The following is a 21,835-nucleotide window of genomic DNA, read 5'->3' as shown; positions in this document are numbered from 1 at the left end:
GAGAACGTCAACCCCTGCCCATCGCGGCAGCAGAGACGGCAAGGCAAACGGGAATGCTGCGCAGGCAGCCCCGATCTGGAGGAAAGAGAATGCTGAGGAAGGACCAGAACGATCTATTGACGCAGACAGGCCCCGGCACGCCGATGGGCGAGATGTTTCGCTGTTACTGGATCCCGGCGCTGCTGGCGGAGGAGCTGCCGGACAACGACTGTGCCCCGGTGCGCGTCAAGTTGCTCGGAGAGCGCTTGCTCGCCTTCCGTGATAGCGAAGGGCGCTATGGTCTGATCGATGAGTTTTGCGCCCATCGCGGCGTTTCGCTTTGGTTCGGCCGCAATGAGCAGGGCGGTTTGCGCTGCCCCTATCACGGCTGGAAATACGACCGGACGGGTCAATGCGTCGAAGTTCCGTCCGAGCCGAAAGAAAGCGGCTATTGCGGCAAGATCAAGCTGAAGTCCTATCCGCTGATCAAGATCGGCGACATCCTCTGGACCTACATGGGGCCTGCGGAGAAGGAGCCACCGCACCCGGAATGGGAATTTTCGCTGGTGCCTTCCGAGCAGACCTTCACGTCCAAGCGTTGGCAGGAGTGCAACTGGCTGCAGGCCATGGAGGGCGGCATCGATTCCAGCCACGTTTCCTGGCTGCACAGCGGCAGCCTGAACAGCGACCCGCTCTTCAAAGGTGCGCGTGGCAACAAGTACAATATGTCCGATGCCCGTCCGTTCTTTGAAGTGACCGACAGCGAGGGCGGCCTTTACATCGGCGCGCGCCGCAATGCCGAGGAAGGCCACTACTACTGGCGCGTCACTCCCTGGGTCATGCCCTCCTTCACCATGGTTCCGCCCCGCGGCAACCATCCGGTCCATGGCCACTTCTGGATCCCGATCGATGACGAGAACTGCTGGGCGTGGAGCTTCGATTATCGTCCGGAACGAGCGCTCACGAAGGAAGAGCGTCAGGCGATGATTGATGGTAAGGGCATCCACGTCGCCTATGTGCCCGGTACCTACCGGCCGCTTGCCAACAAGGACAACGATTACCTGATGGACCGAGAGGCCCAACGCAAGGGGACGACTTACTCCGGCGTCGAGGGCATAGCCATGCAGGACGCTTCGCTGCAGGAAAGCATGGGACCGATCGTCGATCGCTCCAAGGAAAACCTCGTCTCGACCGACAACGGCATCATCATGGCCCGGCATCGGCTGATGAAGGCGGCACGTGCGCTGCGCGACAAGGGCACCATGCCTCCCGGGGTCGACCCGGCCCATCACCGCGTCCGCTCGGCTGCGATCGTGCTGCCAGTCGACAAGTCCTATGTCGATGTCGCCGAAGAGGCGCTGGTCGTTATTGAAGGCAAGGCGCCGACGAGCGTCTGACGAAAAGCGATGCCGGCCCTCCTTCCAAAGGGCCGGCCGCTGCGGCGAAAGACAATCGCTTTGATCGGAGGAGATCATCCCATGCAGCTTGGAATGAGTGAAAGCGCCCGTTTCAGTTCCGCGGAGGAAGCTCGCTTCCGCGTCGGCTACCCCAATTCGCGCCCACGTAAATCGCGGATCATCGCGCTCGATGCTGCAAGCTTCGAGGTGTTGGTCGAGTTGGCCGGCCGCGAATGGAGCGACGCGCATTTCCTTGGATTTGTTGAAACCAAACCTGCGAGCGAGACGCTGCATATGTTGCCGGTCGATGCCGTTCTTAAGGGCCTGGATGGCAGCCATGTCAATCTCGCGGACGAAGTCGCAGATGCTGATGTGATCGTTATGGTGGCGACCGCGGGTGCAACGGCCGAGGTGGCTGAAGTTATCGGCAATGCCTGTTTCGTGCGCAACAAGCTGCCGACCGGGCTGGTGCTCAGCGCGCCGGAAGTTTCCTACGAGATGCTCTCGCGCACGCTGATCAACATGCGGCCCTTTGCGGCCATGCTCGTGATCTCGAATGGTGTCGAATATGTCAGCGAAATGCTGAGTGCGCTGAGGGTCTGAGGTCGATCGGGGCGTTGTGGGAAACTGGCGCAACTATGTTAAGGACGAGCCATGAGCCTACTAACGGATGACCCGATCATGAACGCACCGAACAAGCAGCAGGAAAAAGACCGCGCAACGCGCAACCGCCTCTCGTCCGTGGCGACCGCCATTCATCTCCTCAAGGCCTTTACCGAGAGCGAAGTGGAGATCGGCGTCAGCGCGCTGGCAAAGAGGCTCAAGGTGGCAAAGAGCACGGTGCACCGGCTCGCCCAAACGCTGGTGGCGGAAGGACTGCTGGAGCAGAACCCCCAGACGGAGCGCTACCGCCTCGGCGTCGGCCTTTTTGCGCTGGGTACGCTGGTTCGCCGGCGCATGGATCTGCCGAACGAGGCGCGACCGCATCTGTTCGATCTGCGCAAGCTTACGGGCGAGACGATCATCCTCGGCATCCCCTCGGACGGCGAGGTCATGCACATCTACGATCTCGAAAGTCCGCAGGCCTTGGCGATGAAATCGGAGCTCGGTGCACGCAAGCCGGCCTATTGCAGCGCGGTAGGCCGAGCGATTTTTGCTTTCGCGCCACCGTCGGTGGTGGACGACATCCTTTCGGGGCCACTGAAGCGGCGCACGCCAAAATCGGTCACCGACCCCGAGCGGCTGAGAGCGATCTTTGCCGAGGTGCGCGAGCGCGGTTTTGCCTTTGAGGACGAGGAGAATGAACCCGGCATTCGCGGCATTGCCGCGCCGGTGCGCGACTCCACCGGAGCCGTGATCGGCGCGGTCGGTATCGCGGGGCCACTCCAGAGGCTGACGATGGAGACGCTTGAGAGCTTTTCGCAGCCGCTGCTGGCGGCCGTTGCAACCATATCATCCCGCCTTGGATACACGGCGGCCTACCATCATGACCTAGGGAGCTGAAGATGCCGACGATTGCAGTCAAGGGAAGCGACATCCGGTGGCAATGCGCAGATGACGATACGATCATGCGATCAGCGCTTAGGGCCGGACTGGGTTTTCCCTATGAATGCAACGTCGGCTCGTGCGGCAATTGCCGCTTCGATCTTCTGGAAGGCGAAATCGAGGAATTGCGCGCCAATGCGCCGGGTTTGAGCGATCGTGATCGGGAGAGGGGACGCCGTCTCGGCTGTCAGGCCCGGCCGCTTGCAGACTGCACGGTCAAGCTCCGGTTCATGCCGCAATATGAGAGCCATGTGTCGCCGGTTCGCCAGTCGGGCGTTCTTGTCGCGGTGCGCGACATCACCCACGACATTCGCGAATTCCGCTTCAGGCTCGATCGTCCCCAACCATTCCTTGCCGGCCAGTACGCGCTTCTCGATCTGCCGCGCGTTGAGGGCAGCCGCGCCTATTCGATGGCAAACACCGATGCCGACGAATGGCATTTCCAGATCCGGCGCGTACCGAACGGTGCCGCGACGGGCAAGTTGTTTGGCGCGCTTTCGGTCGGCGACCGGATCAAGATCGACGGGCCATACGGGATGGCTTATTTCCGCGAGGATGCGGAGCGCGATATCATCTGTCTTGCCGGTGGTTCGGGTCTCTCGCCGATGATCTCGGTCACGCGGGCTGCTGCAGCCTCGCCGCTTTTTGCCGGGCGCACTGTCGATTTCGTTTATGGCGGGCGCTCGGCCCAGGATATCTGCGGCGAAGATATGCTCGCCGAACTGCCGCGATTTGGCACCCATATACGCTACCACCCGGCGATATCGGCCGGCGGCGACGACGGCTGGGCCGGGCACCGCGGCTTCGTGCACGAGGTGGCCGAGCGCCTGTTTTCCGAACGGTTGCGCGATTGCGAAATCTACTTTGCGGGCCCGCCGCTGATGGGGCAGGCCATCCAGAAGATGCTGGTTGACCTTGGCGTACCATCGGCCCAGGTTCATTTCGATCAGTTCTACTGAGGACCACATGCTGGGACATGCCATGAAGCTGCGGCAGCTCGCCTATTTCGTCAAAGTCGTTGAAGTCGGCAACATCACTCGAGCGGCCGAACAGCTCAACCTGGCCCAGACGGCGCTCGGCATCCAGATCCGCAATCTCGAGGACAGCCTGCAGATCCCGCTTCTCGACCGCCATTCACGGGGGGTCAGCGCGACACCGGCTGGCATGCTGCTCTACGAGCGGGCGATCGAGATCCTGCAGCGCATAGAGGAGACACGCCGCGATCTCATCACGCTCGGCGGCGAGAAGGTTCGCATCCGCTTCGGCGCGACGCCGAGCATTTTGAAGCTGATCGGGACCGAATTGCTCGTGGCGGCGAATGCCCAGTTGCCAAATATCGCATTGGAAGTGGTCGAGGAGCTGAGCTTCGTGCTGACAGATGCGCTCGAGCGGGGCGAACTCGATTATGTGCTTGCCTACGACATCGAGGACAATCCTGGCATCCGCCGCATTGCGTTGCTTGAGGAGGATCTTCTGCACGTCTCCGCACCGAACGGCAGCCAGCAGGAGGGGGATATTTCCTTCCGCCAGGCGGTAGTCGGAGACCTTGCGCTCGTCTCCAATCGCGACATCATCTGGAAACGTGTCCAGGAGACGGCGTCGCGGCTTTCCGTTGACGTCAAGATCACCTACCAGGTGCAGTCCAACGAGGCGATAAAGGCGCTTGTACTGCATGGTGTTGCCCAGAGCATCATGCCCTACGGCATCGTCGCGGAGGAGGTGAAGAAGGGCAAGCTCGTGGCCCGGCGCATCGCACGGCCTGCGGTCAAAAGAACGCTTTTCCTCGCCCATCCGAGCCATCGAGGGTTTGCCGATGAGAAGCCGTTTCTCCGCTTTATCGACCGAATGGTCGATCGGTTGACCACGGAAGTTGGCCCTTATGCGCACACGATCGACCGCCTGCTTCCGACCGAGCAAGCTGATTTAGTTTGAGCAAGCCTATAGGCTTTATCTTGGACATTCCCCCTCCAGCGTCGGATGATCGCGCATATCGAAACGGGAGGACGGAACAGGAAGGCCGCGAGGAACCGTGCATGTGGTGTCCCGGAAGGGGATGACGCCGCCGGATTGGCCGCTCCGTTCTCGGAAAATGCCAGGGAGATTACTCTGAGTTCGCTGCTACGTTTGTCGTTCGGTTGTTGGGATTACGACCGGATGCGCCCCCTTATGGACAAGACGATCACTCCTGATGGCATAGACCTCGTCTTTCTCAACATGCCGGTGGAGGAAACGTTCTTCCGCATGTTGCGCCACCGGGAGTTTGACATCGCCGAGATGTCGCTGTCCTCCTATGTGATGTCGTGCTTTTCCGAGGCGCGGCCGTTCGTCGCGATCCCGGTGTTTCCTTCGCGCTATTTCCGGCACTCCTCGATCTATGTGAATGGCGGTGCCGGCATCAACGAGCCACGCGACCTCATCGGCAAGCGCGTCGGAACGCCGGAGTACCAGATGACGGCTCCGGTATGGATCAGGGGCATCCTGTCGGACGAATACGGCGTAAAGGTCGACGACGTGACCTATTATGCGGGCGGTGAGGAGCAGCCGAACCGGCCGGAAAAACTGCCGCTTAACCTGCCCAGCCATATCCGACTCAACCGGCTCGGACCGGATAAGACCCTGTCGGCCATGCTGCGCAATGGTGACATCGATGCGCTCTATACGGCGCGCAAGCCTTCGTCCTACGATGGCAAGCAGGTACGGCGGCTGTTTGAAAGCTTCGTCGAGGTGGAGCGGGCCTATTTCCGCAAAACCAATATCTTTCCCATCATGCACACGATTGTCATCCGCCGCGAGATCTACGAGTCACACCGCTGGATCGCGCAATCACTCTACAAGGCCTTTGCCGATGCACAACGTCGCGTCTATCGCGAGCTGCAGGAAACGGCGGCGCTGAAGGTGATGCTGCCTTGGCTCAGCGCCCATGTGGAAGAGGCGCAACGGCTGATGGGAGATGACTACTGGAGCTACGGCTTCAAGCAAAACAGGCAAACGCTTGATACCTTCCTGCGCTACTCCTTCGAACAGGGTTTGTCGAAGCGCCAGCTGTGCGCCGAAGACATCTTCGCCCCGGAAACCATGGAAAGTTTCGTTATCTGACGCCGCAATATCGAGCGTCGTGACGCTCATCGATGTCGTTTGATAACCGCCGCTTGAGGTCTTTCGAGCTGCCTTGCAACCTGCCATGCGGTGCCTGCATGGCAGGTCTGTTTGCGTTGCCCTTTTCTTCGTTGCACTGCAGCATTATATGCAGGGCATATAAAACGGAGAGATGAGAGATGACGACGCTGGTGGCACGCTACGCAAATACGACCTGGATCAACAGCATGTTCGGTGGCTTCAAGGATGGCATGAGCCTGCTCAGCGCCGCTCAGGAATGCGCTGCTGCGACCCGCGACCGCCGCACTCCCTCCATAAGCGCTCTTCAGACCCTCGGCATCGACGAAAATGCGTTCCGCCGCGCGACCAAGCGTCGCTAAGCTCCCTGGTCTTCTCGGGAAGGCTCGGCAAGCTAGGTATGACAAAAAGGCCGCCCTCGGGCGGCCTTTTGCTGTTTTGTGATCATGCGAAGAAGGTGAACCTTCTCAGATGTAGCCGGTCAGAAGGCCGACGCCGGCGAGTGCCATGGCGCCGCCGCCAAAGCGCATGGCGGCCGTGGAGTTGGCACTGATCCGGCCGATGACGACGCCGAGGCCAACGCCGGCGATATGCAGGAGGGCGGTCGCCGCCATGAAGCCGATGGCATATTGCAGCCCGGAGGCATCGAGCGGCATTTCAGCGCCGTGTGCGTGTCCGTGAAAGATCGCAAAGAGGCTGACGACGCCCATGGCGGCAGCCGTCGGCGGGTTCCAGCGCAGCGCGACGGCAAGGCCAAGCACGACGACGGATGCCGCGATGCCGATCTCGACGAACGGGACGCTTACACCTTGCATACCGAGGACGCCGCCAACGGCCATCATGACGACAAAGCTTGTCGGCACCAGCCAGAGCGCACGGCCGCCGAGGATGGAGGCGAACACGCCAACTGCAACCATGGCCAGGACGTGGTCAAGGCCGCCGATCGGATGCATGAAGCCGTGAACAAGACCGCCTGTATCGCCGACGCCAGTATGGGCGTGGGCGACGGCCGGAATACCGATGGCGGCCAGGGCCAGCAGACCGCTCTTGATTGCTGCTTTCATTTCTCGATTCCCTTGAATGTTTCGAACGATTCTGCAGATGCCGAGCGCTTGATACGGGCGCGGATTGTCTGTGGGGCTAACCTGCTGACAATGAAAATCGACCATCGCAGCCGGAAAGTAAATTTTAATCTCTTTACCTCCGCATTAAGTTTTCTTAAGTTCTGCTCATGAAAAACATCACTTTTCGCCAGCTGAAATCCATCCTCGCGATTGAGAAGCACGCAAAGATCGTCGGCGCAGCAAAAGTGCTCGGACTGACGGCTCCGGCGGTAACGCTGCAGCTGAAGCAGATCGAGGCAGAGGCTGGCGTATCGCTGTTTGACCGAATGGCGCATGGCATGTTTCCGACCGAGGCCGGCCACGCCGTTCTGTCCGCTGCACGTGACATTGAGCAGCGGCTCGCCCAACTCGAAGAAGAGCTCGACGCTTTCAAAGGCGTGAAGCGTGGGCGCATTGCTGTCGGTGCTGTCTCGACGGTGAAGTACTTTGCCCAGCCGATGCTAGCCGCGTTCGCAGCCCTCTACCCGAACATCGACCTGGAGCTCTTTATCGAGCGGCGCGCCGAAACGGTCGAGCGCTTGCGTAACCGCACGATCGATGTCGCCCTGCTCGGTCGGCCCCCGCGCGAGTTTTCGGTTCGCGCGGCCATCTTCGGTGAACACTCACTCATCGCCGTCTGCGCCAGGCACCATCCGCTCGTTGGTCGCCATTCGATCTCCAAGAGCGAAATCGCCCGCGAGCACTTTTACTTGCGCAGCCCCGATTCGGGCACGCGTGTCTTCTTCGATCGGTTCATGAGTGACATTCCCGGGCGGGCAGAGGGGCCGAACACCGAAATGGAATCCATCGAGGACATAAAGCGGGCCATTTTGTCGGACAACGGCATCGCTTTTCTCGCTGCCCATAGCGTAGCGGCAGAGGTACAGGCTGGAAAGCTTGCTATCCTTGATGTCGTTGGCCTGCCGATCCGGCGGCAATGGTTTGCAGTCAGCCGCACGGACCGGGCGATGACGCCACTGATCTCCGCCTTTGAGAATTTTCTTGTTACGGAGGGAAAGAAGTTCCTGCCGGATTTCATCGGCCCGGACGACGCATCCGCCTGAGGCGGATGCGTCCTTTCAAGCTCAGGCGGTACCAGCGACCTTGCTCAGGAACTCGATCACGCGGGCGTTCGTGTCCGCCGAATTCTGGGCAGGGACCGGGACATCCCAATATTGCGAGCCGGGGATGCACTCCTGGAAATAACGTGCCGCCGAGGTGGCATGCGAGGCATCCGCACCGGGAATGATCAGGGTCGGACTTGAAAGCCGCAACAGGTCTTCGGGCTCGGCGCCCGGAGCGGTGTCGCGATCGAGCAGCGTGCGCGGCATGCCGGCGATGATCGCCTTGTAATGATCGACATTCTGGCGCGCATAACGATCGGCAAATTCCTTGTCGTGGCGCAGCACCGAGACCCAGGGTCCCCCGCGCGGATCGGCACCAAAGGGCTTGTTGCTTTCGCCAGCAAGCCTGACCACGGCTTCGAGCCCATTCTGGTGGACGAAAGCCAGATGTTCGGCAAAACGCTGGTGGCCTGTCATCCGGTAGCGCGCACCACCAACCGGCCAGAACAGCACGTTGCCCAAAGTCGTTTCCGGCTGCTCCACGGCAAAGGCGGCAACGACGCTGCAGCCCATGCAACCGCCCATAAGAAAGGCCTTGCCGAAACCCAGATGATCCAGCAGGCCTTTACCCTGGCGCACATAGTCCGACCAGGTCACCCGCTCGACGCGGCCGCCGGATTGCCCGGTCTCGCGCCTGTCGAAAGTGATGCATGTAAAATGCTTCGGCAACTGGTCGAGAAACTGGATTTCGGCGTAGATGCCCTGTGTTCGCCATTTCTCCAGGGCGGCGTCGAAGCCGCCCGGCGAATACATCAGCAGCGGTGGTCCCGAGCCCAGCACCTCGTAGCGCGTCGCAATACCGTCGATCTTCGTCGTTGCCATCCAAACCTCCCATTCCATTGTGCGACCGCCCCGGCCGCGACTATGCCCGTCCGACCCTTGCCGGGCAGGGCGCTTTTCGAGCTCCTCGCCTGAGTGTCACACGCCTTCGCAGCCCAGCTTGCGAAGCGTCTCGTCGACCCAAAGCTTCGGGTCGAGCCTGCCTGCGAGCGTATTTTCGTAGGTCTTCGCCTCGGAAGCGTTCTTGGCCCTGGCGAGTGCATGGATATGGTCCGACTGCTCGAAGGGCACACAAACCAGTCCGTCCTCGTCGCCGAGCAGGAGATCGCCAGGCTCGATGATCATGCCGCCGAGCGAGATCGGCACGTTGATCTCGCCGGGGCCATCCTTGTAAGGGCCGCGATGGGTGACGCCGGCTGCAAAGACCGGGAAGGTATTGCTGCTGATCCAGCCGTAATCCCGCACCGCGCCGTTGATGACGACGCCGTGCGTGCCGATAGCGCGGGCATGGGAGAGCATAAGTTCTCCCATCAGCGCGTTGGTGAGATCGCCTCCGGCATCGACGACGATCACGTCCCCCGGGCCTGCCATCAGCAAAGCCTTGTGGATCATGAGATTGTCGCCTGGCCGCGTCTTGACCGTGAAGGCTGCACCCGCGAGCACTCCGGAAGCATGCAGCGGCCGGAGCGCAGGACCAGCCGCAACCATGCGGGACATGACATCGCTGACATTGGCGACGGGGATCTCGCGAAATTTCTCGATCGTCTCAGCGCTCACCTTGCGCTGCCGTTCGAGGATTCTGAAACCGAGGGTCATAACCAGTCCTCTCCTCCTTACATCCAGGGCATCAGCGATGCGTGGATCACGTCCGGCACGCCCTGGCCGCCGACGGAGCGGATGGCGAGGTCGGCATCCGCAAGGCCGAAGCGGTGGGTGGTGATCTTTTCCAGCGGGAAGCGGTTGGAGGCGATTTGCTCGAGTGCCAGCTCGCAGGCGAGGTAACTGTGGCCCCGGGCACTCTTGATGGTGATAGCCTTGGTGGTGACCCTTTCCAGCGGGAAGTTCGGGAATTCCTTCATCTCACCCTGCACGAGAATGGTGCCGGCCTTGCGCTTCAGCGCTTCCACGCCGAGAAGGATCGGGATGGTGCCCGCGCCCGCGGTGCAGTCGAGCGAGATATCGACGCCCTTGCCGCCGGTGATTTCCATGATCCGGGCGAGCGGGTCTTCCTGCTGTACGTCGATTACATAGTCGGCGCCGAGTTGCTTTGCCACTTCAAGCCGGGCGGCGTCCTTGGTCGTGCCGGTCACGATGATGAGCGCAGCACCGGCCTGCTTGCAGACAACTGTCTGCGACAGGCCCTGCTGGCCTGGCCCCTGGATCAACACAGTGGAGTTATAGCCGACGCCTGCATCAAACAGCGACCATTCCACGCCATTCGCCATGGGGGTGACGAGGCCGGCAAGCTCCGGCGACACACCCTTCGGCACGCGGTGGACAACCGCATTCCATGGCAGGTAGACATATTGCGCGAAGCCGCCCCACAAATGCGGCGCCCGCTCAGCCGAAGTGTAGCCGTAGCGGATGCCTTCTGGATTGTTGCGCCAGTCTGTGTTTTCGCAATGGCGGTACTGGCCCTGGTGACACCATTGGCACTTGCCACACATGACATAGTGCTCGACGAAGACGAGATCGCCTTCCTTGAAGCCTTTTCGGCGCGTGAATTCACGGCCGGCCTTGGCGATGTAGCCGATGTTCTCGTGGCCCATGATTGTCGGGGCATTGTTCGGCGGGTTCTTGAACAGCTTGACGTCTGTGCCGCAGATGCCGGCGACTTCCATCTTCAAGAGGGCTGCGTCCTCGGGAATGTCGGGCATCGGGAACTCCCGCATTTCCATCTTGCCCGGGCCGGTGCGGACTGCCGCGAGTACCGATTGGCTCATCTCATTATCCTTTCAAGTGGTGAAGCGCCGGTGCCGGCATGCCGTTTTCGCCCGGTCGGTTTTTCCGAATTGGTTTTTGACAGGGCAGACGCCCGGCCTTTAATTGTTGGTGTGCTGCCGGCCGCGCTGCCCGCAGGTCAGGATCGAAAACATGCTCAAGTCCCCCTCCGCCCGTTCCGAAGCTCTCGTCGCCATCCGCCGCGTGAAGGCTTTTACGCGCGCTCGTTTTTCGTTGGACGAGGACGTTGCGGTCATGGTGTCGGAGATCGCTTGCGGCCTGCCCGGATGCCCGCCGCTGGAAACCGTCGTCGCCTTCTGGACCGCCCCCGATCGCCGCCATCAGTTCAAGGTGTTCAAGCGCGTCGCCGACGTCGTGGAGGACGACCTGCCACCCTACTGGATGAAGGACGCAATCGTGTCGGACGGCGATATCTCCTGCTGCTGAGGCGGGCATGATCAATGACCTGTCCGGCCGGGACGGCCGCGCTTGGCAAGCTGCGCATCGAGACGTGGATAGACGCGCCGGGCATTGCCCTCGAACACCTTGTATCGGCTGCCCTCGTCGAGTGTCGTCAGTTGGTCGATGTAGCGCTTGGTGTCGTCGTAGTGATGGCCGGTTTCCGGATCGATGCCCTTGACCGCACCGAGCATCTCCGAGGCAAACAGGATGTTGTCGACCGGGATCACCTTGGCCATCAGCTCGATACCGGGATAGTGGTAGACGCAGGTATCGAAGAAGACGTTGTTGAGCAGGTGCTCGCTCAGCAGTGGCTTCTTCATTTCCTGTGCGAGCCCCCGGTAGCGGCCCCAATGAAAGGGCACCGCGCCGCCGCCGTGCGGGATGACGAATTTCAGCGTCGGGAAATCCTTGAACAGATCACCCTGGATCAGCTGCATGAAGGCGGTGGTGTCGCCGTTGATGTAGTGCGCGCCCGTGTGGTGGAAGCAGGGATTGCACGACGAGGTGACGTGGATCATCGCGGGCACGTCAAGCTCGCAGAGCTTTTCGTAGAGCGGATACCATTGCCGGTCGGTGAGCGGCGGATCGGTCCAGTAGCCGCCGGACGGATCAGGATTGAGGTTGACGCCGACGAAGCCGAGTTCGTTGACGATGCGCTCGAGCTCGGGAATGCAGTTCTTCGGCGGAGCGCCCGGATGCTGCGGCAATTGCCCGACGGCGGCAAAATTGTCCGGCAGCAGGGTGCAGATGCGGTGGATCAGGTCGTTGGACATCCTCGCCCACTGCATGCCGACGGCTTCCGTACCGACATGGTGGGCCATGCCGGCGGCACGCGGCGAGAAGATGGTGAGGTCGCTGCCGCGCTCCTTCTGGAAGGCAAGCTGCGGCTCGACGGATTTCAGCAGCATCTCGTCGGTGATGCCGAGATCGGTGGTGAGCGGCCGGCGCATGGGATCGGCGAGGCCGGCAAGCTGCTTGTCGCGGAACTGGTGCAGCGCCTGCGGCTCGGTGGTGTAATGTCCGTGAATGTCGATGATCATGGTCTTATCCTCGAAGGCCGGCGGCGGCTTCAGATCGCGGGGTAGAGTTCGTTGGCGTCGTAGACGGCAGGCGTGATGCGCTGCTCGGCCGAATAGGCGAAGGCGAGCTGCAGCGAGGCGAGATTGGCTTTCAACCCATACGCAGGAGGCGGCGTCGCTCCGTCCTCCTCGATGGCGATGCGGCGGGCCTCCTCGAACATCTCCATGAGTTCGCCTGAAAGCCAGGGATGGTCCTCGATCAACGCAGTCCTGACGGTGAGCGTGTGATTGATCGGCACGATGCCCGTTCGGGCGATCCAGGCTTCTGCCGTTGCCTGAGCATCGGAGATGACAGTGCGGATACCCGCAGGATCAACTTCGCGCTCGCCCATGATCGCCGACAGCGCCCCCGACATCATCAAGGGCCGGAGCGCCAGTTCGCCCGTATTGCGCTCGGTATTGGCGGGGTCCTGGTACTTGCTGAGATGGGCGTCTTCCATGGTGACCCACGTGATGCCGTCGAGATCAAGGCCGTATTCATGCTGAAGGAAGCCGCGCACCCAGACGCCCGAGGTCTGGGCATAGGCGCGTACGCCAACCCGCGTTCCCGCGAGATCGCGCGGCCCCCTGACCGGAGAATCGACCGGGCAGACGAGGTTGGTGTGGGGAAGGCGGCTCCAGAGCGGAATGGCAAGACCGGTGATCGGCTTGCGGTAGTGATGAGCCAAAAGATGGGTGACGATCGCCATCTCCGAGATATCGAGATCGCCGCCGCGAACCATGGCGCGAAACGCCTTGGGCAAGGGTTCGAATTCTTCGAACCTCAGCTCCAACCGACTTGAGTGGACACGGCCGTCCTTCAGCGGCTTGACGTGGTCGTGCTTTCCGAGCGCCGTCCTCAGCACCAAGGGGTGGGCCATGTCGTTTTCCTCCGGGATAGAAGTTGTTCCTTTATACGGAACGATGTTCTTCTTTAAGTATCATACTGTGAATCGGCATGCGGTCAATCAGGCCGCGTCAATTTTGTCCGATGTCGTCGAAAGGAGGGCGGTCGCTCAGACCTGCCCGGTGATGCTCAAGGCGTAAAAAAGCATGCCCGCCGCCGCCAGCAGCGGATAGGGGCCGAGCTTGGTACGCAGTAGGATGGTCCCGGCGACAAGAGTGGTCGCGAGTTCGATCGGCGAAAACTGGGCGGAGCGGCCGACGGCAAAGACGCCGGCGAAAATCAGTCCGACCGCCACTGGCGCCAGCCCCTTCTCTGCCGCCATCGCCCAGGGCTGACCGCGATGGCGGTGCCAGTAGCTGCCGACGGCGCAGATGAGAATGGAGGAGGGCACGAAGATGGCCAGCGTCGCCAGCACCGCGCCGAGAAGGCCGCTCACCTCCCAGCCGATGAGCGAGACGATCATCGTTCCGGGGCCGGGAGCGGCACGCGAGATGGCATAGAGATCGGTGAAGCGAGCACCCGACAGCATATGCTGGATATCGACGGTTTGGTGCTGCAGGCTGGCGATGATCGTCTGGCCGCCACCAAAGGAGACGAGCGACAGCGGAATGCACATCGTGATCAGGTTGAGGAGTTTTCCTTCATCCACGGGTCTTCTTCCTTTCAAGCCAGAAGGTGGCAGCGACGCTGAGCGGTATGGCCCCGATGACCACCGCCACGAGCGGCCAGCGCAACACGCCGACCGTGAGGAACACCAGGGCAGCGATTCCGATCGGCACCACATGCGCTTTCAGCCTCCGCGCGGTCTTGATGCCCATTGTGAGGCTGGAAGCGATGCCGACGCACGCAAGGCCGCGCAGCACTGCCTGCGCCTCCGGATAGGAGCGAAGCTGCTGGTAGGTGAAGCTGAGTGCGAGGATGGCGAGGAAAGCAGGCAGGATCATGCCGAACAGCGCCAGCGCTGCGCCGCGAAAACCCGATAGCTTGAGCCCGATATAGACAGCGAGATTGACAGGATTTGCGCCAGGCATGATCTGCGCGATCGTCAGGGTCTGCAGGAATTCGCTGTCCGTCAGCCAGCGTCGGCGCTCGACGATCTCCCGGTGCGTCCAGCCAGTCATGCCGCCTCCAAACGAAGAAGCTCCGAGCCGCAGGAAGGACGCCAGCAGGTCCAGCGCCGGGACCTGTCGGATCTCGGCGGTTTCGTTCTTGTTTATGGGGCTGTCCATCTCTCCTCCGAGTGGCGCACGGCTTTCTGCCGCGGCCGGATGGCGAAAGCGGCGCGAACGTGGCCGGAAATACGCGAGCATCCTGTGCGCCGCGCAATTGGCGAGATGCTAGGGGGCGGGCAGGGACGAAGTCCACGCCATTTCGGCTTACCCCCGAAGTAAGAAAAACTTAATGCGAGATCGCCGGTGCTCAGGAGTTCGAATCAGAACGAGGTTCGATCAGGCCGGGAATGGCCAACAAAGCCGATATAATCCACTCATGCATATCGGCCGGCGGACTCCCATGAATAATAGAAAATTCAAAAAGATGGATGACGCGAGCGGGTAAGCATTGAGTGCCCTGAAGGGTCTGTCCGCGCAAAAACTGCTGGACTAAGCATAGTTTTTTGCTTTGGACAAAGACCGGGCTGGTGGCACTAATTGAGACAAGCGAAAGGCAGGGAGCCGACGCAGAGTATTGGCAATCGCCCAGCTTGCGGGAGGAGATCGCAAGTGATTGCCCGATGGGTGGTGCCGCACCGACGGCGCCTTCCCCGTCTTACGGGAGGATTGGAACCAGAAATGATCGAGACTATGTTCGGGGCGCTCTTCAATCTTGTGAGCACGCCCCACATCATGGGTCTAATGCTGATAGCGGTCGTGTGCGGCTTGCTTGTCGGCGTGATGCCCGGCATCGGTGGGAAGCTCTCCATCGCCATGGCAATCCCGTTCGTCTACGGTATGGACATGGTGGCTGGTGCGGTATTTCTGCTGACCCTGCACGCCGTCAACGGCACCAGTGGCCAGATATCCAGCATCATGTTCGGCATTCCCGGCGACGGCGATGACGCCGCGACGACGCTCGACGGATATCCTCTTGCCAAGCAAGGACAGGCAGCCCGGGCGCTCGGCGCCAGCATCACGGCATCGGGCGTCGGTGGCATCATCGGTGCCGTCGTCTTCGCCATCATGATCCCTGTGCTTGAGCCGGTCATCCTGATGTTCAGCCCGGCCGAATTCTTTCTGATCGCCCTGCTCGGCATCAGCTTCATCGCCTTCCTCGCCAGCGGCAGCAAGATCGTGAAGGGTCTCATCGTCGGCTTCTACGGCCTGATACTGTCGACCATCGGCATGGACCCGATCACCGGTACGCCCCGTTATGCAGGCGACATGCTGTTCCTCTGGGATGGCGTCAGCCTCGTGACCGCGGTGCTGGCCATGTTCGCTGTGCCGGAAATGCTGTCGCTCGCCACCAAGGGCGGCTCGATCTCCGCCGTATCGATGGACAAGGCTTTCTCCTATCGCCAGCTACTGTCGGGTGTCATGGAAGTGCCGCGCCACTGGTGGCTGGTTATCCGCACCTCGGTTATCGGCGCCATCATCGGCATGATCCCCGGCCTCGGCGGCTCGACGGCGGCCTGGCTCTGCTACGGTCACGCCGTCCAGAGTTCGAAGACCCCGGAACGCTTCGGCAAGGGCGCGATCGAAGGTGTCATTGCACCTGAAACCGCCAGCAACGGCAAGGAAGGCGGTTCGCTGCTTCCGACCCTGTTTTTTGGCATTCCCGGCAGCTCCGGCATGGCGGTTCTGCTCGGCGCCTTCCTCATCCTCGGCATCCAGCCGGGCGCGACGATGGTGACCAAGCATCTCGACCTCGTCTGGACCTTGATCTGGGCTCTCGTGGTCGGCAACCTGATCGCCGTCGGCATTCTGCTGGTTTCCTGTCGCTGGATCGCGGTGCTGACGTTCGTGAACGGCCGTGTCCTTGTTCCGTTCATTCTGATCTTCGTGACAATCGGCTGCTTCGTCAGCGACGTGCAGTGGCAGAACCTGGTCGTCCTCGTGCTCTTCAGCATCCTCGGCTATGGCTTCCAGCGCGCCGGCTGGCCCCGCTCGCCCTTCGTCATCGGTCTCGTGCTCGGCGGACAGGCGGAAGCTTCGCTTCATCAGGCGCTGCAGCTTTGGGGGTATTCCTTCTTCCTGCGGCCGCTGTCGCTTGTCCTGATCAGCATGATCGTCGGCCTGATGGCCTATGCCTTCTACCGCAATTTCCGGCCGGGCAAGTCCCATGCCAGCGTGGAGCTCAACACATGAGACACTATTCCTTCAGCACCTGGCTCACCATCGTCATGCTCGTCTTCTTCTGCGTGATGGTCGGACTGGCGATGGAATTTCCGGCAAAGGCGCGTTTCATGCCGCTCGTAGTCGGCATCCCCGGCATTGGCCTCTGTCTCGTTCAGCTGGCAATCGATCTCTTCCATTCGCCAAAGAGTGCCTTCCACGGGGCGCCGCGCGCAGGCATCGCCCATGAAGTGCCAGGTCTGGAGCCGGAACTGCCGGAATTCGGTCCCCATACGGTGCGCCAGGAAATCACTATGTGGATCTACTTCGTGGCCTTCGTGGCCGCCATACTGGCTTTCGGCTTCTACGTGAGCATCCCGTTCATGCTCGCGACCTTCCTGCGCCGGCAGGCTGAAAGCTCGTGGAGGATGAGCCTCTCGCTTGCGGTCGGTGCAACCGTCGTCCTCTATCTGCTGTTCGGCGCACTGCTGCACATCCAGTTGTTCCCCGGTTTCGTAACGCCGTGGCTCCTGAGGACGGTCGGCATCGGCGTGGTCTGAAGCTGATCTTTAAAAAAAGAGCGTCCCGAAAAACCGGGACGCCACAGAATAAGCAAAGGCAAGCATGGCGGCACAGGCTGGTTCGGCCAGCGGTGAAGTGTGCCTCTTGTCCGGAAAACCGGGATTGCCGCCCATTCGGACGGCCGAGCAAATTGGGAGGAGAATGAATATGAAGGGACGGGTTTCGGCACTGTCGCTTTCCGCCGTGTTTCTGATGGCGGGATCGGCGGTCCTCCGGGCGGAGGATGGAAAGGCCTTTTTTGACGGCAAGACCGTCACCTATATCGTCGCGACTTCGCCGGGTGGCGTTTACGACACCAATGGCCGGCTTGTGGCCCAGTACATGCAGAAGCATCTGCCCGGCTCGACGTTCGTCGTCCAGAACATGCCGGGCGCCGGCCACCTGATCGGAACCAACTACATTTATGCGTCCGATCCGGACGGACTGACCTTTGGCACCTTCAACACCGGCTTGATCTACGGCCAGTTGAGTGGCGATCAGAACATCAAGTTCGACCTGACGAAGATGTCCTGGATTGGCAAGGTCGCGTCCGACCCGCGGGTCCTCATCGTGACCAAGGAATCGGGCATTGAAAGCTTCGAGCAGCTCCGGTCGCTGCAGCAACCGATCAAGTTCGCCACGGCCGGCAAAGGCAGCGCTTCGATGATCGAGGCGATGATGTTCGTGAAGGCGCTGAAACTGCCGATCCAAGTCGTATCGGGCTATAATGGCAATGAAGACCAACTCGCCATGATGCGTGGCGAGGTGCAGGGCGTGATCGGCTCGCGCTCGGAATTCCAGCAATTCATCGATGAGGGCAAGGGCCGAATCCTCGCCCAGGTCGGTGGTAGCGATACGGATGTGCCGCAGTTGTCGTCGATGATCGACGGAGACACAGCCCGGCAAGTCGTGGCGCTGATCGAATCCCAGAGCGGGATTTCACGGCTCACGGCCGGCCCGGCAGGTATATCGGAGGATCGCCTGAAGGCGCTCCGCGACGCCTATGTCGCCGCCACATCCGACCCGGAATTCATCGAAAAGGCCCGCACTCTGGGCCTGCCGGTCGATCCGCTCGTCGGCAACGATGTCAGCGCGCTTGTCGAGAAAGCCCTCGACCAGAAGCCTGACGTTATCGAAGCACTGAAAGAAGCTTTGAGCGAAGGCTGAGCCTCGCTCTTCACCGAAACTACAACAGGGAGGGAACCCAATGAACATGCACTCCATCCGCAAGGCTGTCGCCGGCGCAGCGACATTCGCCGCGATCGCGGCAACTCCGGCAATGGCGCAGGAGGGCGCCGATTTCTTCAACGGCAAGACGGTCAACTATATCGTCGCGACGGCGCCCGGCGGCGGCTATGACACCAATGCCCGTCTCGTGGCCGAGTTCATGCAGAAATACTTGCCCGGCTCGACCTTCGTCGTCCAGAACATGCCGGGCGCCGGCCACTTGATCGGGGCCAACTACGTGTACGCCTCCGAGCCGGATGGCCTGACCTTCGGCACTTTCAACACCGGTCTCATTTATGGCCAGCTGGCCGGCGATCCCGCCATCAAGTTCGACCTCGGCAACATGTCCTGGATCGGCAAGGTCGCGTCCGACCCACGCGTGATGGTCGTTACAAAGGATTCGGGCATCGACAGTTTCGAACAACTTGCCGCCAGCAAGGAACCGGTGAAGTTCGCATCCGCCGGTGTCGGCAGTGCCTCCACGATCGAGACGACCATGCTCGTCAAGGCGCTCAACCTGCCGGTCGAAATCATCTCCGGTTACAACGGTGGTGACGACCAGCTCGCCATGCGTCGCGGCGAAGTGCAGGGTATCATCGCCTCGCGTTCCTCGTTCCAGGACTTCGTGAATGAAGGCAACGCAAAGATCATTGCCCAGATCGGCGGCTCGGAAACCGACGTGCCGCAGCTTTCGGCGCTCGTCGGTGACAAGCCGGATGCCCAGAAAGTCATCGCACTCGTTGCCTCGCAGAGCAACATCTCGCGCCTGACGGCCGGGCCGGCAGGCATTCCTGAAGATCGCCTCAAGGCCCTGCGTGACGCCTATGCCAAGGCGACCACTGATCCGGAATTCCTGAAGAAAGCGGAGTCGCTCGGCTTGCCGGTCGACCCGAAGGTCGGCGACGATGTCGCCACGGTGGTCAAGGCTGCCCTCGACCAAACCCCGGAGATTGTCAGCGTTCTCCAGGAGACGCTGAAGAAGGACTGATTTTTCGTTCATGACAGCGGCGGCTTCTTGCGAGGCCGCCGCTTCTTTATCGATCTGCTTTTGGAAGTTGCCGGTCAGGCTGCATCAAACACTGCGCCCGGCTAGGCCGCGAGGTTTCGAGGTGAATATGAGGATTGCTATCATCGGTGCGGGCGAGATGGGGCTCGCCATGGGGGGGCACATCAGGAGGAAGGGCGGGTTCGAGGTTTCTGCCTTCGATATCAACCAGGAACGTCTGCAACAGGCGTTCGAGCAAGGCCTCCTGCCGAAGGAAAGTCTCGATGATGCCGCGAGTTCCGCCGACGCGTTCCTGCTTGTCGTCGCCAACGACCAGCAGGTAATCGACGTCTGCGACGGGCTTTCGAAGGCTGCCGGTGCGACGATCGTGGTGGCTGCAACGATCAGTCCCGAGACCATGTTGGCACTCAAACCGCGCATCGAAGCGCGTGGGCAGCATCTGGTCGATGCGCCCGTGGTTTACGGCGCATCGGGCGCACGTGAAGCGACACTGCTCTCGCTCTGCGGCGGTGCCAGCGAGGACGTGGAGCGCGTGCGCCCGGTTCTTTCCTGCTACAGCCGGGACGTGGTGCACGTTGGTCCGCTCGGCGCGGGTCAGATCGCCAAATCCTGCAACAATCTCCTGCACTGGATCCACTGCGTCGCGAATTTCGAAGCGCTTTTGATCGCCAAGCGCTACGGGCTCGATACCCAGCGCATGCGCGAAATCCTGCTTGCTTGCCCCGGCACCAACGGCACGCTCGCGCGCTGGGACACGACGCGGTTCACCTGGCAGGAAAAGGACATGGACGTGACCATGGACCTCGCCCAGAAGGCGGGGCTGATGCTGCCCCTGTCCGGTCAGGTGGACCAGATCATCAAGACCTTGAAGGCGGCCGACGTGAAGGAATTGCTCTATGGCGCGGAAGCGACCTATCTCGGCCGCACGGTGCGGCCGCTTGCGGCAAGCGAAGGCGGTCTAGCCTAAGGGACCTTGCTCCGGCGGAGTTCTCTCCGGGAAAATGTCTTTTCCGAAAACGGGCTACCGATACCCCGCCCGAAATTCCATAGTCCTATCGCCTAACAAACCAAAAGATCGCGGCGCCGAACAACATAGCGAAAGTGAACGAGATGACCAGCATCCCCAGCACATCACCTCTCGAACCGACGGTGACGCCTGATCCGGAGAACCGAAAGTTCCTGGTCGATCCCTACAAGGACTGGTCGAATGACGAGGGCATTCCGATCCATCTCGATCTCGGGCACGACTTGTTGGCGCTCGAAACCGCCGAATGGGATCGCTACGAGGCGCGCGGATGCTTCGCCCACACCCACGGCATGGGCGATTTCATGGCAAATTATGTCATCGAGATTCTTCCCGGCAAGAAGACCCGACCGGTCAAGCATCTCTATGAAGCCTTCTTCTATGTTCTGTCCGGCTACGGCTCGACAACGGTGTGGCTGCCGAGCGGTGAGACCCGCACGTTCGAGTGGGGGCCGAAGGCGCTGTTTGCCATCCCGCTCAACTGCAAATATCAGTTCAACAACGGATCGGGCATCGACACGGTGCGGCTTTCCTGCACCAACAACGCGCCGCTCACCATCAATCTCTATCACAACCTCGACTTCGTCTTTGCCAACGACTTCGTCTTCCAGGACCGTGTCGGCGGAACCAAGCACTTCGATGGTGACGGCTCGCTCTATTCCTACGGTCTGGAATCCGCCCGCAAGGTGCAAAACATCTGGGAAACGAATTTCGTCCATGACCTCACAAGCTTCAAGCTTTATGAGTTCGAAGGGCGCGGCAAGGGATCGCTCAACGTCAACTTCGTGCTCGCCGACGGCACAATGCACTCTCACGTGTCGCAAATGCCGGTCGGTCGCTACAAGAAGGCCCATCGCCACGCCGCCGGTACCCACGTTCATGCCGTCGATGGCGAGGGTTACTCGCTGATGTGGTACGAGGGTGACTCCGAGTTCAAGGAAATCCCCTGGCGACATGGCTTCATGTATACGCCGCCATTTTGGATGTATCATCAGCATTTCAACACCTGCGACCAGCCTGCGCGCTATGTAGCTTGCAGCCTGGGTAGTCGGCGCTACCCGTTCATTTCTCTGAGGCGCAAGAGCGCTGAAGGCGGTGGGGCGACGTCGGTCAAGGACGGTGGTCGCCAGATTGAATATGAGGATCAGGATCCGCGCGTTCATCGCAAGTTCCTGGAGGAATTGAAGAAGACCGGTGTTCCTTCTGCCATGGGGGATCTTTTCGACGAGGAGGCGGTGATGGCGCTGCCGCCGGAAAGCTTGACTGGTGTCATCAAGACGCCAGTCCTTGCAGGCCCCGCGAGCTGAACGACGCGTTGGGCCGGGGATATCAAGGGAG

The 21,835-nt window shown here is 61.0% G+C and carries 23 protein-coding genes; 15 read left to right on the top strand and 8 right to left on the bottom strand.

From position 1 onward, the window contains the following. Nucleotides 1–89: 89 nt before the first annotated feature. From LPJGGPFB_RS25930 to LPJGGPFB_RS25900, 7 genes are all read left to right on the top strand, one after another. Nucleotides 90–1,376 carry an aromatic ring-hydroxylating dioxygenase subunit alpha gene (locus LPJGGPFB_RS25930; RefSeq protein ID WP_173422783.1) on the top strand — a complete coding sequence of 429 codons (1,287 nt, stop codon included), beginning with the start codon at nucleotides 90–92 and terminating at the stop codon, nucleotides 1,374–1,376. An 81-nt stretch (nucleotides 1,377–1,457) separates the two neighbouring features. Further along, nucleotides 1,458–1,979, top strand: coding sequence for a hypothetical protein (locus LPJGGPFB_RS25925; RefSeq protein WP_173422782.1), 522 nt, complete (start codon nucleotides 1,458–1,460; stop codon nucleotides 1,977–1,979). Nucleotides 1,980–2,030: 51 nt separating this feature from the next. Next, complete coding sequence (locus LPJGGPFB_RS25920) at nucleotides 2,031–2,879, top strand: IclR family transcriptional regulator (RefSeq protein ID WP_234903048.1); 849 nt, start codon at nucleotides 2,031–2,033, stop codon at nucleotides 2,877–2,879. Nucleotides 2,880–2,881: 2 nt separating this feature from the next. After that, entirely contained in the window at nucleotides 2,882–3,880 is a 999-nt protein-coding gene (locus LPJGGPFB_RS25915; RefSeq protein WP_173422781.1) for a 2Fe-2S iron-sulfur cluster-binding protein, read from the top strand. Nucleotides 3,881–3,887: 7 nt separating this feature from the next. Further along, nucleotides 3,888–4,853, top strand: a complete 966-nt coding sequence (locus LPJGGPFB_RS25910; protein WP_173422780.1) for a LysR family transcriptional regulator — start codon at nucleotides 3,888–3,890, stop codon at nucleotides 4,851–4,853. Nucleotides 4,854–5,075: 222 nt separating this feature from the next. Then, a complete protein-coding gene (locus LPJGGPFB_RS25905; RefSeq protein ID WP_210264602.1) occupies nucleotides 5,076–6,017 on the top strand; it encodes a substrate-binding domain-containing protein in 942 nt (313 codons plus the stop codon). Nucleotides 6,018–6,196: 179 nt separating this feature from the next. Then, nucleotides 6,197–6,397, top strand: a complete 201-nt coding sequence (locus LPJGGPFB_RS25900) for a hypothetical protein (RefSeq protein ID WP_173422779.1) — start codon at nucleotides 6,197–6,199, stop codon at nucleotides 6,395–6,397. A 105-nt stretch (nucleotides 6,398–6,502) separates the two neighbouring features. Here the strand turns inward: LPJGGPFB_RS25900 and LPJGGPFB_RS25895 are convergent, their stop codons facing one another. Next, a complete protein-coding gene (locus LPJGGPFB_RS25895; RefSeq protein ID WP_173422778.1) occupies nucleotides 6,503–7,099 on the bottom strand; it encodes a HupE/UreJ family protein in 597 nt (198 codons plus the stop codon). A 167-nt stretch (nucleotides 7,100–7,266) separates the two neighbouring features. Between LPJGGPFB_RS25895 and LPJGGPFB_RS25890 the strand changes: the two genes are divergently transcribed. Next, a complete protein-coding gene (locus LPJGGPFB_RS25890; RefSeq protein WP_173422777.1) occupies nucleotides 7,267–8,202 on the top strand; it encodes a LysR family transcriptional regulator in 936 nt (311 codons plus the stop codon). 21 nt (nucleotides 8,203–8,223) lie between these two features. Here LPJGGPFB_RS25890 and LPJGGPFB_RS25885 read toward each other — a convergent pair whose 3' ends face one another. The 3 genes from LPJGGPFB_RS25885 to LPJGGPFB_RS25875 form a co-directional block, all read right to left on the bottom strand. Further along, complete coding sequence (locus LPJGGPFB_RS25885) at nucleotides 8,224–9,084, bottom strand: alpha/beta fold hydrolase (protein ID WP_173422776.1); 861 nt, start codon at nucleotides 9,082–9,084, stop codon at nucleotides 8,224–8,226. 96 nt (nucleotides 9,085–9,180) lie between these two features. Further along, entirely contained in the window at nucleotides 9,181–9,858 is a 678-nt protein-coding gene (locus LPJGGPFB_RS25880; RefSeq protein ID WP_173422775.1) for an RraA family protein, read from the bottom strand. Nucleotides 9,859–9,875: 17 nt separating this feature from the next. Then, nucleotides 9,876–10,985: a zinc-dependent alcohol dehydrogenase gene (locus tag LPJGGPFB_RS25875; protein ID WP_173422774.1), complete on the bottom strand. Its 1,110-nt coding sequence runs from the start codon at nucleotides 10,983–10,985 to the stop codon at nucleotides 9,876–9,878. 151 nt (nucleotides 10,986–11,136) lie between these two features. On the opposite strand from LPJGGPFB_RS25875, the gene LPJGGPFB_RS25870 reads away from it, so the two are divergent. Then, nucleotides 11,137–11,430: a hypothetical protein gene (locus LPJGGPFB_RS25870; protein WP_173422773.1), complete on the top strand. Its 294-nt coding sequence runs from the start codon at nucleotides 11,137–11,139 to the stop codon at nucleotides 11,428–11,430. Between the two features lie 11 nt (nucleotides 11,431–11,441). Here LPJGGPFB_RS25870 and LPJGGPFB_RS25865 read toward each other — a convergent pair whose 3' ends face one another. From LPJGGPFB_RS25865 to LPJGGPFB_RS25850, 4 genes are all read right to left on the bottom strand, one after another. Further along, the gene (locus tag LPJGGPFB_RS25865) at nucleotides 11,442–12,485 is read right to left on the bottom strand and encodes an amidohydrolase family protein (protein WP_173422772.1); all 1,044 of its coding nucleotides are present in this window, start codon (nucleotides 12,483–12,485) and stop codon (nucleotides 11,442–11,444) included. 29 nt (nucleotides 12,486–12,514) lie between these two features. After that, a complete protein-coding gene (locus tag LPJGGPFB_RS25860; protein WP_173422771.1) occupies nucleotides 12,515–13,384 on the bottom strand; it encodes a substrate-binding domain-containing protein in 870 nt (289 codons plus the stop codon). Nucleotides 13,385–13,519: 135 nt separating this feature from the next. Then, a complete protein-coding gene (locus LPJGGPFB_RS25855; protein WP_173422770.1) occupies nucleotides 13,520–14,059 on the bottom strand; it encodes a chromate transporter in 540 nt (179 codons plus the stop codon). Then, nucleotides 14,052–14,639, bottom strand: a complete 588-nt coding sequence (locus tag LPJGGPFB_RS25850) for a chromate transporter (protein ID WP_173422769.1) — start codon at nucleotides 14,637–14,639, stop codon at nucleotides 14,052–14,054. Before LPJGGPFB_RS25850 ends, LPJGGPFB_RS25855 begins: the two co-directional genes overlap by 8 nt. Before the next feature lie 561 nt (nucleotides 14,640–15,200). On the opposite strand from LPJGGPFB_RS25850, the gene LPJGGPFB_RS25845 reads away from it, so the two are divergent. The 6 genes from LPJGGPFB_RS25845 to LPJGGPFB_RS25820 all read left to right on the top strand — a co-directional run bounded on the left by LPJGGPFB_RS25845 (nucleotide 15,201) and on the right by LPJGGPFB_RS25820 (nucleotide 21,804). Further along, nucleotides 15,201–16,712 carry a tripartite tricarboxylate transporter permease gene (locus LPJGGPFB_RS25845; RefSeq protein WP_173422768.1) on the top strand — a complete coding sequence of 504 codons (1,512 nt, stop codon included), beginning with the start codon at nucleotides 15,201–15,203 and terminating at the stop codon, nucleotides 16,710–16,712. Continuing rightward, a complete protein-coding gene (locus LPJGGPFB_RS25840; protein WP_173422767.1) occupies nucleotides 16,709–17,239 on the top strand; it encodes a tripartite tricarboxylate transporter TctB family protein in 531 nt (176 codons plus the stop codon). Before LPJGGPFB_RS25845 ends, LPJGGPFB_RS25840 begins: the two co-directional genes overlap by 4 nt. A 169-nt stretch (nucleotides 17,240–17,408) precedes the next feature. Further along, nucleotides 17,409–18,407, top strand: coding sequence for a Bug family tripartite tricarboxylate transporter substrate binding protein (locus LPJGGPFB_RS25835; protein WP_173422766.1), 999 nt, complete (start codon nucleotides 17,409–17,411; stop codon nucleotides 18,405–18,407). 40 nt (nucleotides 18,408–18,447) lie between these two features. Continuing rightward, nucleotides 18,448–19,455: a Bug family tripartite tricarboxylate transporter substrate binding protein gene (locus tag LPJGGPFB_RS25830; protein WP_173422765.1), complete on the top strand. Its 1,008-nt coding sequence runs from the start codon at nucleotides 18,448–18,450 to the stop codon at nucleotides 19,453–19,455. A 127-nt stretch (nucleotides 19,456–19,582) separates the two neighbouring features. Next, the gene (locus LPJGGPFB_RS25825; protein ID WP_173422764.1) at nucleotides 19,583–20,440 is read left to right on the top strand and encodes an NAD(P)-dependent oxidoreductase; all 858 of its coding nucleotides are present in this window, start codon (nucleotides 19,583–19,585) and stop codon (nucleotides 20,438–20,440) included. A 143-nt stretch (nucleotides 20,441–20,583) separates the two neighbouring features. Next, the gene (locus LPJGGPFB_RS25820; RefSeq protein WP_209792949.1) at nucleotides 20,584–21,804 is read left to right on the top strand and encodes a cupin domain-containing protein; all 1,221 of its coding nucleotides are present in this window, start codon (nucleotides 20,584–20,586) and stop codon (nucleotides 21,802–21,804) included. Nucleotides 21,805–21,835 lie beyond the last annotated feature (31 nt).

Source organism: Ensifer adhaerens, assembly GCF_013283195.1.
In the GTDB taxonomy this organism is placed as follows: Bacteria; Pseudomonadota; Alphaproteobacteria; order Rhizobiales; family Rhizobiaceae; genus Ensifer; species Ensifer adhaerens_G.
This window is presented reverse-complemented; position numbering and strand designations above follow the sequence as displayed.

Coding starts and splice junctions, on each gene's coding strand:
- LPJGGPFB_RS25835 (WP_173422766.1), top strand. CDS start 17,409: ATGAAGGGACGGGTTTCGGCACTGTCGCTTTCCGCCGTGTTTCTGATG.
- LPJGGPFB_RS25890 (WP_173422777.1), top strand. CDS start 7,267: ATGAAAAACATCACTTTTCGCCAGCTGAAATCCATCCTCGCGATTGAG.
- LPJGGPFB_RS25860 (WP_173422771.1), bottom strand. CDS start 13,384: ATGGCCCACCCCTTGGTGCTGAGGACGGCGCTCGGAAAGCACGACCAC.
- LPJGGPFB_RS25905 (WP_210264602.1), top strand. CDS start 5,076: ATGCGCCCCCTTATGGACAAGACGATCACTCCTGATGGCATAGACCTC.
- LPJGGPFB_RS25825 (WP_173422764.1), top strand. CDS start 19,583: ATGAGGATTGCTATCATCGGTGCGGGCGAGATGGGGCTCGCCATGGGG.
- LPJGGPFB_RS25845 (WP_173422768.1), top strand. CDS start 15,201: ATGATCGAGACTATGTTCGGGGCGCTCTTCAATCTTGTGAGCACGCCC.
- LPJGGPFB_RS25895 (WP_173422778.1), bottom strand. CDS start 7,099: ATGAAAGCAGCAATCAAGAGCGGTCTGCTGGCCCTGGCCGCCATCGGT.
- LPJGGPFB_RS25875 (WP_173422774.1), bottom strand. CDS start 10,985: ATGAGCCAATCGGTACTCGCGGCAGTCCGCACCGGCCCGGGCAAGATG.
- LPJGGPFB_RS25910 (WP_173422780.1), top strand. CDS start 3,888: ATGCTGGGACATGCCATGAAGCTGCGGCAGCTCGCCTATTTCGTCAAA.
- LPJGGPFB_RS25900 (WP_173422779.1), top strand. CDS start 6,197: ATGACGACGCTGGTGGCACGCTACGCAAATACGACCTGGATCAACAGC.
- LPJGGPFB_RS25850 (WP_173422769.1), bottom strand. CDS start 14,639: ATGGACAGCCCCATAAACAAGAACGAAACCGCCGAGATCCGACAGGTC.
- LPJGGPFB_RS25920 (WP_234903048.1), top strand. CDS start 2,031: ATGAGCCTACTAACGGATGACCCGATCATGAACGCACCGAACAAGCAG.
- LPJGGPFB_RS25915 (WP_173422781.1), top strand. CDS start 2,882: ATGCCGACGATTGCAGTCAAGGGAAGCGACATCCGGTGGCAATGCGCA.
- LPJGGPFB_RS25880 (WP_173422775.1), bottom strand. CDS start 9,858: ATGACCCTCGGTTTCAGAATCCTCGAACGGCAGCGCAAGGTGAGCGCT.
- LPJGGPFB_RS25885 (WP_173422776.1), bottom strand. CDS start 9,084: ATGGCAACGACGAAGATCGACGGTATTGCGACGCGCTACGAGGTGCTG.
- LPJGGPFB_RS25830 (WP_173422765.1), top strand. CDS start 18,448: ATGAACATGCACTCCATCCGCAAGGCTGTCGCCGGCGCAGCGACATTC.
- LPJGGPFB_RS25840 (WP_173422767.1), top strand. CDS start 16,709: ATGAGACACTATTCCTTCAGCACCTGGCTCACCATCGTCATGCTCGTC.
- LPJGGPFB_RS25930 (WP_173422783.1), top strand. CDS start 90: ATGCTGAGGAAGGACCAGAACGATCTATTGACGCAGACAGGCCCCGGC.
- LPJGGPFB_RS25865 (WP_173422772.1), bottom strand. CDS start 12,485: ATGATCATCGACATTCACGGACATTACACCACCGAGCCGCAGGCGCTG.
- LPJGGPFB_RS25820 (WP_209792949.1), top strand. CDS start 20,584: ATGACCAGCATCCCCAGCACATCACCTCTCGAACCGACGGTGACGCCT.
- LPJGGPFB_RS25870 (WP_173422773.1), top strand. CDS start 11,137: ATGCTCAAGTCCCCCTCCGCCCGTTCCGAAGCTCTCGTCGCCATCCGC.
- LPJGGPFB_RS25925 (WP_173422782.1), top strand. CDS start 1,458: ATGCAGCTTGGAATGAGTGAAAGCGCCCGTTTCAGTTCCGCGGAGGAA.